15 protein-coding genes and 1 tRNA gene are annotated in these 13,503 nt (G+C 64.7%); 10 read left to right on the forward strand and 6 right to left on the reverse strand.

Annotated elements, in window-relative coordinates; translation table 11 throughout:
- Positions 1 to 209: 209 nt before the first annotated feature.
- Both ATE64_RS19540 and ATE64_RS19545 read left to right on the forward strand, forming a co-directional pair.
- Positions 210 to 1,409 carry an AI-2E family transporter gene (locus ATE64_RS19540; protein WP_058456702.1) on the forward strand — a complete coding sequence of 400 codons (1,200 nt, stop codon included), beginning with the start codon at positions 210 to 212 and terminating at the stop codon, positions 1,407 to 1,409.
- Positions 1,410 to 1,452: 43 nt separating this feature from the next.
- Positions 1,453 to 1,529: transfer RNA gene (locus ATE64_RS19545), tRNA-Asp, on the forward strand.
- A gap of 78 nt (positions 1,530 to 1,607) precedes the next feature.
- Here the strand turns inward: ATE64_RS19545 and ATE64_RS19550 are convergent.
- From ATE64_RS19550 to ATE64_RS19565, 4 genes are all read right to left on the reverse strand, one after another.
- Positions 1,608 to 1,838, reverse strand: a complete 231-nt coding sequence (locus tag ATE64_RS19550) for a DUF2842 domain-containing protein (RefSeq protein ID WP_269433235.1) — start codon at positions 1,836 to 1,838, stop codon at positions 1,608 to 1,610.
- Positions 1,835 to 2,473: a 5-formyltetrahydrofolate cyclo-ligase gene (locus ATE64_RS19555; RefSeq protein ID WP_231729173.1), complete on the reverse strand. Its 639-nt coding sequence runs from the start codon at positions 2,471 to 2,473 to the stop codon at positions 1,835 to 1,837. Before ATE64_RS19555 ends, ATE64_RS19550 begins: the two co-directional genes overlap by 4 nt.
- A gap of 177 nt (positions 2,474 to 2,650) precedes the next feature.
- Positions 2,651 to 3,073 carry a cell division protein ZapA gene (locus tag ATE64_RS19560; protein ID WP_058456704.1) on the reverse strand — a complete coding sequence of 141 codons (423 nt, stop codon included), beginning with the start codon at positions 3,071 to 3,073 and terminating at the stop codon, positions 2,651 to 2,653.
- On the reverse strand, positions 3,066 to 3,266 hold the full coding sequence (locus ATE64_RS19565; protein ID WP_058456705.1) for a hypothetical protein: 201 nt from the start codon (positions 3,264 to 3,266) through the stop codon (positions 3,066 to 3,068). Before ATE64_RS19565 ends, ATE64_RS19560 begins: the two co-directional genes overlap by 8 nt.
- A gap of 157 nt (positions 3,267 to 3,423) precedes the next feature.
- Here ATE64_RS19565 and tkt point away from each other — a divergent pair, with 157 nt between their 5' ends.
- From tkt to ATE64_RS19590, 5 genes are all read left to right on the forward strand, one after another.
- Positions 3,424 to 5,391: a transketolase gene (gene tkt, locus ATE64_RS19570; protein ID WP_058456706.1), complete on the forward strand. Its 1,968-nt coding sequence runs from the start codon at positions 3,424 to 3,426 to the stop codon at positions 5,389 to 5,391.
- Positions 5,392 to 5,427: 36 nt separating this feature from the next.
- Positions 5,428 to 6,435 (forward strand): type I glyceraldehyde-3-phosphate dehydrogenase, encoded by a 1,008-nt coding sequence (gene gap / locus ATE64_RS19575; RefSeq protein WP_058456707.1) that lies wholly within the window; start codon positions 5,428 to 5,430, stop codon positions 6,433 to 6,435.
- A 143-nt stretch (positions 6,436 to 6,578) separates the two neighbouring features.
- On the forward strand, positions 6,579 to 7,775 hold the full coding sequence (locus ATE64_RS19580; RefSeq protein WP_058456708.1) for a phosphoglycerate kinase: 1,197 nt from the start codon (positions 6,579 to 6,581) through the stop codon (positions 7,773 to 7,775).
- A gap of 100 nt (positions 7,776 to 7,875) precedes the next feature.
- A complete protein-coding gene (locus tag ATE64_RS19585) occupies positions 7,876 to 8,745 on the forward strand; it encodes a fructose bisphosphate aldolase (protein ID WP_197410182.1) in 870 nt (289 codons plus the stop codon).
- Position 8,746: 1 nt separating this feature from the next.
- A complete protein-coding gene (locus tag ATE64_RS19590) occupies positions 8,747 to 9,406 on the forward strand; it encodes an O-methyltransferase (protein ID WP_058456710.1) in 660 nt (219 codons plus the stop codon).
- On the opposite strand, the gene ATE64_RS19595 is transcribed toward ATE64_RS19590, so the two are convergent.
- Positions 9,403 to 9,804 (reverse strand): hypothetical protein, encoded by a 402-nt coding sequence (locus ATE64_RS19595; protein WP_231729174.1) that lies wholly within the window; start codon positions 9,802 to 9,804, stop codon positions 9,403 to 9,405. The two genes, ATE64_RS19590 and ATE64_RS19595, sit on opposite strands and share 4 nt — an antisense overlap.
- Before the next feature lie 35 nt (positions 9,805 to 9,839).
- Here ATE64_RS19595 and thiE point away from each other — a divergent pair, with 35 nt between their 5' ends.
- Entirely contained in the window at positions 9,840 to 10,475 is a 636-nt protein-coding gene (gene thiE, locus ATE64_RS19600) for a thiamine phosphate synthase (protein ID WP_058456711.1), read from the forward strand.
- Here thiE and ATE64_RS21815 read toward each other — a convergent pair.
- On the reverse strand, positions 10,460 to 10,624 hold the full coding sequence (locus ATE64_RS21815; RefSeq protein WP_156416627.1) for a hypothetical protein: 165 nt from the start codon (positions 10,622 to 10,624) through the stop codon (positions 10,460 to 10,462). The two genes, thiE and ATE64_RS21815, sit on opposite strands and share 16 nt — an antisense overlap.
- Before the next feature lie 136 nt (positions 10,625 to 10,760).
- Here ATE64_RS21815 and ATE64_RS19605 point away from each other — a divergent pair, with 136 nt between their 5' ends.
- Together ATE64_RS19605 and efp are read left to right on the forward strand one after the other, a co-directional pair.
- Positions 10,761 to 12,716: an oligopeptide transporter, OPT family gene (locus ATE64_RS19605; RefSeq protein WP_058456712.1), complete on the forward strand. Its 1,956-nt coding sequence runs from the start codon at positions 10,761 to 10,763 to the stop codon at positions 12,714 to 12,716.
- 106 nt (positions 12,717 to 12,822) lie between these two features.
- Positions 12,823 to 13,386: an elongation factor P gene (gene efp / locus ATE64_RS19610; protein ID WP_058456713.1), complete on the forward strand. Its 564-nt coding sequence runs from the start codon at positions 12,823 to 12,825 to the stop codon at positions 13,384 to 13,386.
- Positions 13,387 to 13,503: the final 117 nt, after the last annotated feature.

A 13,503-nucleotide genomic window follows, 5' to 3' on the forward strand; every position in this document is an offset into this window, starting at 1 on the left:
CGCTTTCACCATGATCTTTGACTCCAAATGCTGGTCCTTGATGTTTGGCATCGGCGAAAAAGGGTAATTTCTGGTTAAAATTCCGGTAGAAATCAGCAATCTGCTTCAAATGGGGACAGACGGCATGCGCATTTCGCGGCAAATACGGCCGGGTGGCGCGGCGGCCGAAGCTCGCGTAAGAAGAAGCGGTTAACCGGGAGGCTCGAGGCGTGGCTGAAGACAGGGGGAGGACGAAAGCGGATGCTGCGCGCGCGAGTACCCTGCGCCAGATCGAGGTCGACGATTTCCGGCGCGACCGGCTGCTCGCCGCGCTTGCGCTGATCCTTGGTGCCAGCTTCTGCCTGGGTTTTCCCTTTGCGCTGAAGGCTGGAGCCGAATTCTTCCTGCCGCTCACCGCCGCCATCGTGGTCTCGATTGCGCTCGTTCCGCTGCTCGAATGGCTCGAGCGGCGGGGGTTGCCGTCGGCGCTCGCTGCATTTCTGGCGCTCGCGGGATTCGTGGCGCTGGTGAATGCGGCGCTGGCGATCATCGTCCTGCCTGCGACCGGCTGGTTCGCCCGCATTCCCGAATCGATCCCGCGCATCCAGAGCAATCTGGCGCCGCTCATCGATTTCTATTCGAGCCTGCAGAAGTTCGTCGACCGGACGCTGACCTCGGTCGCGACGGGGACCGAGGCGACCGCGCAGGCGGTAGCGGCGACCGCGCCGTCGTCGGTCGTCGATTATTTCATCTCCGCGGCGCCGTCGGCGGCGATCCAGCTCTTCTTCGCTGTGCTCGTGATCTTTTTCTTTCTGTCCGGGTGGACGCGATTACGGCGCGCGACGATCCGCCGCCGCGGCAGTTTCGACGGCGCGATGCAGACCGCGCGCGTGATCCAGAATGTCGTCGATGCGACCGCGGACTATCTGGCGACGATCACGATGATCAACGCGATCCTGGGGCTTGTCGTCTCGCTGCTGCTCTGGGCTCTCGGCATGCCGTCGCCCTTCATGTGGGGCGGGATCGTCAGCATCTGCAATTTCGTGCCCTATCTGGGACCGATCGTTGCGGCCGCGTTGCTCGGGCTCGGCGGTCTGATGACCTTCGATGCCGTCGGATTCGCGCTGTTGCCGGCCCTGCTCTTCATCGGCGTCCATCTGGTCGAGGCGAATCTCGTCACGCCGCTGGTGCTCGGCAAGCGGCTGACGATCAATCCGCTGCTGATTCTCGTGTCCTTGAGCTTCTGGGGATGGGTGTGGGGAACACCGGGGGCGCTGCTCGCGGTGCCGCTTCTGCTGATTCTGCAGACCATCCTCGCATCGACAGGAACGCCCGATCTGGCGGGTTTCCTGTTCGAACATGGCACGCTGACTACCGCCGAAGAGGTACGCGATCGGCTAAATCGAAAAAAGGAGGATGGCGACGGTTGACAGGCCGGAGCGCGGCGCATATTGGCGCCTCTCCCAAGCACACGCGGGTGTAGCTCAGTTGGTTAGAGTGCCGGCCTGTCACGCCGGAGGTCGCGGGTTCGAGCCCCGTCACTCGCGCCATTTCCTGCCCTTCGGGGCGAAATGGCCACCGCAGCTTGGGACATTCCCCGATCGGAATTTATGGACTGGCGCGGCTTCTCAGCCGCGCCACCGTCCGAGCTCCATCCAGCGCAGCAGCGGCTTCAAGGGCAGCACCCAGATGATGCCTGCGACAAGATAAAAGACCGCCTGGACGAGCATCGGCCATTCGCCGACCCAGGGCGACAGCGCGACGACACCCGTCGCCCAGATCGCGATCAGCAGCAGGATCAGAAACATGCCCGCGGGCTTGCGCCAGCTTGGCTGCGGGTCGGGAAGGGGCGGGGTCACAGGCGGTCTCCGGTCACGATGAATTCCTGTTCGGTCAATATGGCGTCGAGCCGCGCGTCGGTCGGCTCGGTCGGAACAGTGTCAACTTCCTGCACCGACCATGCGATTCCGATGCGCGGGATGCCGGGGTGGGCGGCGAAATAGCGATCATAGTGCCCGCCCCCTTGTCCGAGCCGCCCTCCGGCGCGATCAAAACCGAGAAGGGGGCAGAAGATGAGGTCAGGGACGACGGATTCGCCGGTTTCCTCGGGTTGTTCGGTGCCCCACGGCCCGCGCTCCAGCGCGTCGCCCGGCCGCCAGTGGCGAAAGCTCATCGTGTCGACGCGCCCTGCGTGATGGGGCAAGGCGAGCATCTGGACGCCTGTTAACATCGGGAGAATGTCCGGCTCGTCGCGCCACGCGATATAGGCGGCGATGCACCGGGCGGCCGCCGTCAAATCCGCGAGTGGGGCTGGCAAGCTCCTGAATGCCGCAAACCGCGCCAAAGGGTCGAGATTCGCCGCGAAATGTTTACAACGAAAGCGAAGCTTGTCCCGCAATGCGTTCTTTTTATTTGAAAGACTATCGGATCGGTCTGTCATCGCCCTGATCCGGTCTTTCTGCCGCGCTTGGCGGGTGGGTGGCGGGACCACCATGGGTCGGTTGCCGGAAGATCCTCTGACGCCAGTAACGTCAGGTGGGGGCCATGTACGTCGGACCAGGGTCCGGGCAGGGACAGCTCCCTTGGATGATGTATCGCCTCAGGGATTTTCGCAACGGCTCGTGCCGGGCAGTTCCCGCCGCCTCCTATGTAGGGTGCGCGGCGCCTCGGCTCAAGGGATTTGCTCGACCTTTTCGGCCAGCGCCTCGATACGATCGGCGATCTGCAGCAGCGCGCGGTCGTTGCGCGTCGGGGTGATGACGGCGTCAGCATTGGCTTTTTTGAGTGCGTTGAGCTCGCTGAGGGCCGATTTGAGTTCGTCGCGCGCCTGCGCTTCGCGGCTTTCGGCGAGCGCGACAGCGGCGCGGAGCGAGTCGGATTGAGGTTCGGCCTTGTCGGCCTTGCCCTTCGCCTCGATCGCCTCGTCGGCCAGCATCAGCGACGCGAAGAGCAATTGGCGCGTTTCGGTGCCGCCGGGCATGGCGCGCACCTTTTCGTCGACGATGGCGGCAAGCCCTATAAGCTGCTGCTCCTGGCCGTCCTCACAGTGAACGTCATAGATGCGCCCGGCGATGTTGAGCTTTACGTCACCCATGCTTCGCCTCCGATATCAGCCGGTCGAGTTCGCCGATCACGGCAACGACCTCGGCCTTCAGCGCCGATTGGTCATTCGCTGCGGGTTCGGGGGCGGGACGGTTCGCGCGTTCGGTCAGCGCCTTTTCGATCCGGCTGAGCGCCCGTTCGATGCGGCCGATGGCGAGGCTGGATTCGTCGAGATCGAGTTCCATGTCCAAGGGTTAGCAGCGCCGGCGGAGGGGTGCAATCGCCTCTCCGTACCGAAATGCGCGCTATTTTATGCCGCGGGCGGTTGACTCCTGCCCCTCCCGCCGCAAAGGGCTGTCCCCACCGAATCCCGTCATCTTCACTTCCTGTCCCGGGGGACCCATGACACTGCCCGAACGCCAGCTCGCCAACGCCATCCGGGCGCTTGCGATGGATGCCGTACAGGCCGCGAACAGCGGTCATCCGGGGATGCCGATGGGCATGGCCGATGTCGCGACGGTCCTCTATTCGGACTATCTGAAGTTCGACCCGACCGATCCGAAATGGGCCGACCGCGATCGATTCGTCCTCTCGGCGGGCCATGGTTCGATGCTCGCTTACGCGACGCTTCATCTCGCGGGCTATGCGCACCCGACGATCGATGAGATCCGCAATTTCCGCCAGCTGAGCAGTCCGTGTGCGGGGCACCCCGAGAATTTCGAGCTCGCGGGCGTCGAGACGACGACGGGGCCGCTGGGCCAGGGGCTGGCGACCGCGGTCGGCATGGCGATCGCCGAGCGGCATTTGAACGCGATCTATGGCGACGATCTTGTCGATCATCGCACATGGGTGATCGCGGGCGACGGCTGCCTGATGGAAGGCATCAACCACGAAGCCATTGGTTTAGCTGGGCATTTGCAGCTCGGACGGCTGATCGTGCTGTGGGATGACAACAAGATCACGATCGATGGCGCGACCGACCTGTCGACGAGCGAGGATGTGAAGGCGCGCTATGCCGCCACCGGCTGGCATGTCGAGAGCTGCGACGGGCATGATCCGGCCGATATCCGCCGCGCCATCGACGGTGCGCTGGCTGACAACCGCCCGTCGCTCATCGCGTGCAAGACGCTGATCGGCTTCGGGGCTCCGAACAAGCAGGGCACCTCGGCGACGCACGGTTCGCCGCTGGGCGCCGATGAGGTTGCCGCTGCTCGCGCGACGCTGGGCTGGACGGCCGAGCCGTTCGTCATTCCGGCCGATGTCGCGGCGGCGTGGGCGGGCTTTGGCGAGAAGGGCAAGAAACTTCATGCCGAATGGAATGATCGCCTCGCAAGCGACCAAAAGAAAACGGAATTCGAGGATCGCCTGAGCGGCAAGATAGCGCCGGGCGATGCGTTCAAAGCCTATCTCGACGGGCTGATCGCCGAGCCGCCGAAGGTCGCGACCCGCAAGGCGTCGGAGAACGCGCTGACCGCGCTGACGGCCGATATCGCGTCGCTGGTTGGCGGCAGCGCTGACCTGACCGGCTCGAACAATACCAAGACGTCGTCGACCAAGCCGCTGACGAAAAATGATTATTCGGGCCGCTATATCTATTACGGTATTCGCGAGTTCGGCATGGCTGCGGCGATGAACGGCATGGCGCTCCACGGCGGCATCGTGCCTTATGGCGGTACGTTCCTGGTGTTTGCGGACTATTGCCGCGCGGCGATCCGCCTGTCGGCGCTCCAGCGCCAGCGCGTCGTCTATGTGATGACGCACGACAGCATCGGCCTCGGCGAGGATGGCCCGACGCACCAGCCGATCGAACATCTCCAGTCGCTGCGCGCGATGCCGAACCTGCTCGTGATGCGCCCCGCCGACGCGGTGGAAACGGCCGAATGCTGGGCGCTGGCGATCGCGCAGACCGCGCGGCCCTCGCTGCTCGCGCTGACCCGTCAGAATCTCCCGCCGCTGCGTCATGACGTCACGGAAAATCTTTGCGCTAAAGGCGGTTACCGCCTCCGCGGCGCATCGGCTGCGCGCAAGGTCGTGCTGGTCGCGACGGGCTCTGAGGTGTCGCTCGCGATGGAAGTCGCCGACAAGCTGGAAGCCGCCGGGCAGGGCGCCGACGTCGTGTCGATGGTCTCGACCGAGCTGTTCGACGAACAGGCCGCCGCCTATCAGGCCGACATCCTGCCCGACGATACGCTGATCGTCTCGATCGAGGCGGGTACGACCTTCGGCTGGGAGCGCTACACCGGTCGTCACGGCCTCCGCTTCGGCATCGACAGCTTCGGGGCCTCGGCGCCGATCGAAGACCTATTCAGGCATTTCGGCCTTACCGCCGATGCTATCGCACCCCAGATCCTGGCACGGCTCGGCGCGTAAGACCCAAGCCCCCACACGCAGAAAGGACTCCTCGACATGGCAGTGAAAGTCGCAATCAACGGTTTCGGACGCATCGGCCGCAATGTAGCGCGCGCCATTCTGGAGCGGACCGACCACGACCTCGAACTCGTGTCGATCAACGACCTGGGCGATGCCAAGGCGAATGCCCGCCTGCTTCGCCATGACTCGGTGCATGGTCCGTTCAACGGCAGCGTCGAAGTCGACGGCAACGACCTGATCATCAACGGCAAGCGTATCCAGGTGACCGCCGAGCGCGATCCGGCCGCGCTGCCGCACGCCGCGAACGGCATCGACATCGTGATGGAATGCACCGGCTTCTTCACCGACAAGGCCGGCGGACAAAAGCATCTCGACGCTGGTGCGAAGCGCGTGCTGATCTCGGCCCCCGCCAAGGAAGTCGACCTGACCGTCGTCTATGGCGTCAACGACGACAAGATCACCGCCGAGCACCGGATCATCTCGAACGCCTCCTGCACCACCAATTGCCTCGCGCCCTTCGCCAAGGTTCTGCACGAGGCAATCGGGATCGAGCGCGGCCTGATGACGACGATCCACGCCTATACCAACGACCAGAAGATCCTCGACCAGATCCACAGCGACCCGCGCCGCGCCCGCGCCGCCGCGATGTCGATGATCCCGACCTCGACCGGTGCGGCCGTGGCCGTCGGCCTGGTGCTGCCCGAACTCAAGGGCAAGCTCGACGGTTCGTCGATCCGCGTGCCGACCCCGAATGTGTCGGTCGTCGACCTGACCTTCACGCCGTCGCGCGACACGACGAAGGAAGAGGTAAACGCGGTGCTGAAAGCCGCTGCCGAAGGCCCGCTGAAGGGCGTGCTCGGCTATACCGACGAGCCGCTGGTTTCGATCGACTTCAACCATAATGCCGCAAGCTCGACCATCGACAGCCTTGAAACCGCGGTCATCGACGGCAAGCTGGTGCGCGTGCTGAGCTGGTACGACAATGAATGGGGCTTCTCGAACCGCATGGTCGATACCGCGGGCGTGATCGCCAAGTTTCTGTAAGTCGATATTTTGATGTTCCCCCGCGAAAGCGGGGGCCCATCTCCGACCATATCGAAATCGCGCGAACCGCAGTGGGCAACGAGAGCGCAGGTGATGGACCCCCGCTTTCGCGGGGGAACATTTCAGGATTGGAGCGAGGAAAAGTGGCGAACTTCAAGACCCTCGACGATATCGGCGACGTCACCGGCAAGCGCGTGCTCGTGCGCGTCGACCTCAATGTCCCGATGATCGATGGCGCGGTCAGCGACGCGACGCGGATTCAGGCGGCGATGCCCACGATCCGCGAGCTTTCGGACAAGGGCGCAATCGTCCTGCTCCTCGCCCATTTCGGGCGACCCAAGGGCGCGAAGAACCCGACGCAATCCTTGAGCCTCGTCATGGGCGGGGTCGAGGATGTGCTCGGCCATTCGGTGATGTTCATCCCCGAAGCAGTCGGCGAGGGCGCGAAGGCGGGCGTTGCAGTCCTCGCGCCGGGCGACGTCGCGGTGCTCGAAAATACCCGCTTCTATCCCGGCGAAGAGACGAATGATCCGGCCTTTGCTGATGCGCTCGCCGAAATTGGCGACCTTTACGTCAACGACGCCTTTTCGGCGGCGCACCGCGCGCATGGCTCGACCGAGGGCATTGCGCACCGGCTGCCCGCCTACGCCGGCCGCGCGATGGAGGCCGAACTGAAGGCACTCGACGCCGCGCTCGGCAATCCGGCGCATCCGGTCGCGGCGGTCGTCGGCGGCGCGAAAGTGTCGAGCAAGATCGATGTGCTGCGCAACCTTGTCGGCAAGGTCGACCATCTGATCATCGGCGGCGGGATGGCGAACACCTTTCTGGCCGCGCGCGGGGTCGATGTCGGCAAGTCGCTGTGCGAGCATGACCTTGTCGATACCGCCAACGCGATCTTCGACAGCGCCGATGCCGCGGGTTGCACGATCCATCTTCCGTATGATGTCGTGGTGTCGAAGGAATTCGCGCCCAATCCGCCGACGCGTACCGTCAACGTCCATGAAGTCGCGGCCGACGAGATTATCCTCGACGTCGGCCCCGCCGCGGTCGAAGCGCTGGCGGACGTGCTCAAGAACTGCCGCACGCTCGTCTGGAACGGCCCGCTCGGCGCGTTCGAGACGCCGCCGTTCGACACCGCGACCGTCGCGCTCGCCAAGACGGCAGCCGCGCTGACCCGCGAAGGCTCGCTGATTTCGGTCGCGGGCGGCGGTGATACCGTTGCGGCGCTGAACCATGCCGGCGTCGCTGATGATTTCTCTTTCGTCTCGACCGCGGGCGGTGCTTTCCTCGAATGGATGGAAGGCAAACCGCTGCCGGGCGTCAACGCGCTCAAAATCTAGTTGTTTTCTCGCATTTGCATCCCCGAAGCGGGGAAGCTATGCGCGCCACCGCATACCTATGCAAAGTCACGGAGAGTTTATGACGACCGCCAATGCCGAGATGCTGGAACAGATCAAGTCGGGGCAGGGATTTATCGCCGCGCTCGACCAGAGCGGCGGTTCGACGCCCAAGGCGCTCAAGGGCTATGGCATAGAGGAAGATGCCTATTCGAACGACGAGGAGATGTTCGGCCTGATCCACGACATGCGCAGCCGCATCGTGACCGCGCCCTGCTTCAACGGCAAGAAGGTGATCGGTGCGATCCTGTTCGAGCGCACGATGGACGGCGAAGCGGGCGGCAAGCCGGTTCCGGCGCTATTGTGGGAACGCGGCGTCGTGCCATTCCTGAAGGTCGACAAGGGGCTTGAGGACGAAGCCGATGGCGTCCAGCTGATGAAGCCCAATCCGGGGCTCGATGCGCTGTGCGAACGCGCGGTCGCCAAAGGCGTTTTCGGCACCAAGATGCGCAGCGTCATAAATCTTGCCAACCCCGCCGGGATCAAGGCGATCGTCGCGCAGCAGTTCGCCGAGGCGGCGCGAATCGCGGCGCATGGGCTGGTTCCGATCATCGAGCCCGAGGTGAACATCAAGAGCGCCGAGCGCGGCGCCGCTGACCGCCTGTTGCTCGAGGAAACGCTGGCCGCGCTCAACGCATGGACCGGCGCGCCGGTGATGCTGAAGCTGTCGCTGCCGACCGAGGCGGGGCTGTTCCAGCCCCTGGTCGATCATCCCAAGGTGCTGCGCGTCGTCGCGCTGTCGGGCGGTTTTGCGCGGCCCGAGGCTTGCGTCGAACTGGCCAAGAACCCCGGCATCATCGCGAGCTTCAGCCGCGCGCTGTTGGAGGACCTGCGCCACCAGATGAGCGACGAGGAATTCAATGCGTCGCTGGGCGGCGCGATCGACGAAATTCACGCGGCCTCGGTGGCCTGATGTGAAGGGAGAGGGATGGCAAGCCGTCGACGAATATATTGTCGGCAAACTGCTGGGCGCCGACGATGCGCTTGCCACCACCCTCGCCAACAATGAGAAGCAGGGCCTGCCGCCGATCGACGTGTCGGCGCCGCAGGGGAAGATGCTGTTCCTGCTCGCGCAGATGGCGGGCGCAAGCCGCATTCTCGAAGTCGGAACGCTTGGCGGCTATTCGACGATCTGGCTGGCGCGGGCGCTGCCCGAGGGCGGCCTGCTGGTGACGTTGGAGATAGACCGCGCGCACGCGCGCGTCGCCGCCGAAAATGTCGAACGCGCCGGGCTGGCCGACCGGGTCGATATCCGCGTCGGTCCGGCGAAGGATAGTCTGGCCGCGATGGTGCCGGGCGAGCCGTTCGATTTCATATTCATCGACGCCGACAAGCAGGGCAACGCTCATTATGTGGCCGAGGCGATCCGGCTCGGCCGCAGCGGTACCACGATCGTCGTCGACAATGTCGTGCGCGAGGGCGGGGTACTCGACGCGAACAGCGGCGATCCGCGGATCGACGGCACGCGCGCCTTGTTCGAGATGCTGCACGGCGATTCGCGCCTCGACGCGACCGCCGTGCAGACGGTCGGATCGAAGGGGTGGGATGGTTTCGTGCTGGCGCGGGTGCTCTAAAGGCCGCCGGCGAAGCGGAAGCTGAATCGATAGTCGCCGGGTTTGATCGTTGCGTCGGTGCGCTTTTCGGGCCGGACCGATTCGAGAGTGAATTGGCCATCGGCAAGCTGGACAGGTTCGCCCAGCGTCGCCTCGAACGGCTGCTTGTCGCCATTGCCGCGAATCCACACCATCTGCACCTTCACGCGGCCCGCCCAGACGCAGCGCGCGTTCATCGGGCAGCGGCTGTCCTCCAGCACCGCGACCGGCTGAACCAGCGGGCCGTCGACATAGGCGCGCTGGCCGAGCGCGACGTCGCTGCCGTCGGCAAGCGGCGCATCGCGGCCCGCCGTGGCGCAGGCCGAAAGCGTGAGAAGGGCGGCGAGGGCCGGGGCGGCAATGCGGGTCAAGTTCTGCATTTGCCCACGTCTGGCGCCGTCGCTATGAACCCGCCATGACCACGACTTGCCAGCTTTACCTGATCTCGCCGCTCGACGTCGGCGGCGACTTTCCCGACCGGCTCGATGCCGCGCTGTCCGCCGCCCCCGTTGCGGCGTTCCAGTTTCGCGTCAAGGGTCTCGACCAGCATGAGGCGGCGCGGCTTGCAGCGCCGTTGCAGGCGATCTGCGCGGCAAAGGATGTCGCCTTCATCGTCAACGACGATATGGCGCTCGCAAAACGTCTCAAGGCTGACGGCGTACATCTGGGACAGGGCGACGGCGATCCGAAAGAGGCACGGAGCCTGCTCGGCCCCGGGGCACAGATCGGCGTGACTTGTCACGCGAGCCGTCACCTCGCGATGGAAGCGGGAGAGGCGGGCGCCGACTATGTTGCGTTCGGCGCCTTCTTTCCGACGACGACCAAAGAGGTCGAGCACCGCGCCGACCCCGAGATCCTGACCTGGTGGCAGGGATTGTTCGAATTGCCGTGCGTCGCGATCGGCGGGATCACGCCTGACAATGCGAAGCTGCTGGTCGATGCGGGCGCGGATTTTCTCGCGATGTCGGGCGCGGTCTGGAACCATCCCGAGGGGCCTGCCGCCGCGGTGAAGGCTTTTGCCGCGATCCTTAAGGGTCAGCCGACCGGATAGTCGCGGCCCGGCGATTTTTCCGGCTTGGCTTCCCGCGGCGGCGCGCCCTCCTTGCGCCAACCGAACAGCCCGGCACAGGGAGCGGAACGCTTCGGTGGCTTGGCTGCCCGGAGACCGGACGGCTGGTCAGGGATATCCACGTTCATCATGGGCCGCCTTTTGCTCCGGGGCGACGGAAAGGGATTGGATCGATACGTCAAATCATCCTCGTCTCGTCGGTTTTTTGCTTGTGCGGGGCGCCAAGTCACCCCAACACGGCGGAATTGAAGAGGCGGAAGGACGATTATGAGCCGCGATGGCACGGCAATGCGCGAACTGACGGTCCGGGCGATCCTATTGGGCGGATTGCTGACTTTCCTGTTCACCGCCGCCAACGTCTATTTCGGGCTCAGGGTCGGCCTGACCTTCTCGACCGCGATTCCCGCTGCCGTCATCTCGATGGCGGTGCTGCGGACGCTCGGCGGGTCGAACATGGTCGAGAACAACATCGTCCAGACGATCGGCAGCGCTGCCGGCGCGGTCGCGACGATGATTTTCATCCTGCCGGGACTCGTCATCGTCGGCTGGTGGACGAATTTCCCTTACTGGACGACGATGCTGACCTGCGCAGCGGGCGGTGTGCTCGGCGTGATGCTGTCGGTGCCGCTGCGCCGGGCGCTCGTGATCAATTCGGACTTGCCCTATCCCGAAGGCGTCGCGGGTGCCGAAATCCTGCGTGTCGGCATGGCGGGCGACGAAGGCACGCGCGAAAACCAGCTTGGCCTGTCGACGATCGTCCTTGGTGCGCTGGTCGCCGCTTTCTACGGCGTAATGACCGCGCTCAAGGTCGCGGCGGGCGAGGTTGCGAAGAATTTCAAACTCGGTGCGGGCGTGAGCGGGGTGGCCGGCACGATGTCGCTCGGGCTGGTCGGGGTCGGTCATCTGATCGGTCTCGCGACCGGGATCGCGATGGCGATCGGCGCGAGCATCTCCTGGTTCATCCTGCTGCCCTGGCTGAGCGCTGGCAAAGCCGGTCCGGTCGATGATGTGGTCGGCACTGTGTTCAGTCAGGAAGTGCGGTTCGTCGGCGCGGGCGCGATAGCAGTTGCCGCAATATGGGCGCTCGTCCGGATCGCGGGTTCGATCGCACAGGGGCTGCGCGGGATCGCTCGAGCGGCGGAGGCGCGCAAGAGCGGGCAGGCGCTCGAACTGACCGAGCGCGACCTTCCCGGTTCGATCGTCCTTGGGACCAGCCTGCTCCTGATGATTCCGATCGGGGTGCTGATCTGGAACTTCGTTCAGGGCGGGCCGCTGGCGGGAGAGATCGGTGCGGCGCTGACGCTCGCGATCCTGTTCATTCTCGTGATCGGCGTCGCGACCGCGATCGTCACCGGCTATATGGCGGGCCTCGTCGGCACGTCGAACAGTCCGGTTTCAGGGATCGGTATCCTGTCGATCCTCGTCGCCTCGGTGCTCGTCGCCGCGATCTTCGGAGGGCAGGTGGCGGCCGCCGACCGCGCGCCGCTGATCGCCTTCGCGCTGTTCGTCACCGCATTCGTCTTCGGCATCGGGATTGTCGCGAATGACAATCTTCAGGATCTGAAGACCGGCCAGCTCGTGGGTTCGACGCCCTGGAAGCAGCAGGTCGCGCTTGTCATCGGCGTCGTCGCGGGCTCCTTCATCATTCCGCCGGTGCTGGATCTGCTCAACACCGCCTTCGGTTTCGCGGGCGCACCGGGAGCCGGGCCGAACGCGCTCGCCGCGCCGCAGGCTTCGCTGATCTCGTCGATCGCGCGGGGCGTGCTCGGCGGGACGCTCCGTTGGGATCTGATCGGACTCGGCGCGGGTATCGGCGTGGTGGCCATCATTTTCGATGAAATCCGCGGGCACACGAACAAGACCCGCTGCCCGCCGCTCTCGGTCGCGATGGGCATGTATCTGCCGATGTCGGTGACGCTGCCGACGATCATCGGCACCGTCATCGGTCACGTCTGGAACCGCGGCGCCGACCGTACCGCACGGCCCGAATTCGCGCGGCGCATGGGCGTGCTGCTCGCGACGGGCCTTGTGGTGGGCGACAGCCTCTACGGTCTGGTTTTCGCAGGCACGGTGGCGGCGGTGGGCGATGCCGACCGGCTCGCGATCGTCGGTGACGGGTTTGGAACGGCATCGCAGTTCATCGGCCTCGGCCTGCTCGCGGCGCTGGGCTGGTTCGCCTATTCGCGCACGAAGAAGCGCGTCGAAGCGGCACCTGCCGAATAGGCACCGCTTGCCCTCGGCTGCTTGTCCGGCTAAGGGCGCGCTCCTGTGACCGGCACATGCGATGCGCCGGCGGCTCTTTCCATCCTTGAACTAGCGAGTGTGCGCGATGAAAATCACCGGCGTTGAAATCCGTCCCGGCAATATTATCGAATTTGAAGGTGGCATCTGGAAGGTCACCAAGATCCAGCACACCCAGCCGGGCAAGGGCGGCGCCTATATGCAGGTCGAAGCCAAGAATCTGATCGACGGGCGCAAGCTCAACAACCGTTTCCGCAGCGCTGACACGGTCGAGAAGGTCCGCCTCGACACCAAGGATTTCCAGTATCTCTACGCCGAGGGCGACGATCTCGTCTTCATGGACAAGGATACATACGAGCAGATTACCATTTCGAAGGACGTCGTGGGCGAGGCGCACGAATTCCTGCAGGACGGCATGGAAGTCGTGCTTGAACTCTGGGAAGAGCGCCCCATTTCGGTCGAGCTGCCCGAGCAGATCGAAGCCACGATCGTCGAGGCCGATGCGGTGGTGAAGGGCCAGACGGCGTCGTCGTCGTACAAGCCCGCGATCCTCGACAATGGTGTGCGCGTCATGGTGCCGCCGCACATCACCAGCGGCACGCGCATTGTGGTCAATGTCTATGACCGCGAATATGTTCGCCGCGCCGACTAATTGAGTTCCCCTCCCGCTTGCGGGAGGGGTTAGGGGAGGGCCTGTCGAGGGACGGGCTCTTTCCGGTAGGAAACATTCCCTCCCCCGACCCCTCCCGCAAGCGGGAGGGGGGAGTTA

Source organism: Sphingopyxis sp. H073 (assembly GCF_001468395.1).
In the GTDB taxonomy this organism is placed as follows: Bacteria; Pseudomonadota; Alphaproteobacteria; order Sphingomonadales; family Sphingomonadaceae; genus Sphingopyxis.

Bases quoted from the DNA above. Each gene is read 5' to 3' on its own strand.
- ATE64_RS19555 (WP_231729173.1), bottom strand. From the start codon at position 2,473: ATGGTGGTCCCGCCACCCACCCGCCAAGCGCGGCAGAAAGACCGGATC.
- ATE64_RS19560 (WP_058456704.1), bottom strand. From the start codon at position 3,073: ATGGGTGACGTAAAGCTCAACATCGCCGGGCGCATCTATGACGTTCAC.
- ATE64_RS19565 (WP_058456705.1), bottom strand. From the start codon at position 3,266: ATGGAACTCGATCTCGACGAATCCAGCCTCGCCATCGGCCGCATCGAA.
- tkt (WP_058456706.1), top strand. From the start codon at position 3,424: ATGACACTGCCCGAACGCCAGCTCGCCAACGCCATCCGGGCGCTTGCG.
- gap (WP_058456707.1), top strand. From the start codon at position 5,428: ATGGCAGTGAAAGTCGCAATCAACGGTTTCGGACGCATCGGCCGCAAT.
- ATE64_RS19585 (WP_197410182.1), top strand. From the start codon at position 7,876: ATGCTGGAACAGATCAAGTCGGGGCAGGGATTTATCGCCGCGCTCGAC.
- ATE64_RS19595 (WP_231729174.1), bottom strand. From the start codon at position 9,804: ATGCAGAACTTGACCCGCATTGCCGCCCCGGCCCTCGCCGCCCTTCTC.
- thiE (WP_058456711.1), top strand. From the start codon at position 9,840: ATGACCACGACTTGCCAGCTTTACCTGATCTCGCCGCTCGACGTCGGC.
- ATE64_RS21815 (WP_156416627.1), bottom strand. From the start codon at position 10,624: ATGATGAACGTGGATATCCCTGACCAGCCGTCCGGTCTCCGGGCAGCC.
- ATE64_RS19605 (WP_058456712.1), top strand. From the start codon at position 10,761: ATGAGCCGCGATGGCACGGCAATGCGCGAACTGACGGTCCGGGCGATC.
- efp (WP_058456713.1), top strand. From the start codon at position 12,823: ATGAAAATCACCGGCGTTGAAATCCGTCCCGGCAATATTATCGAATTT.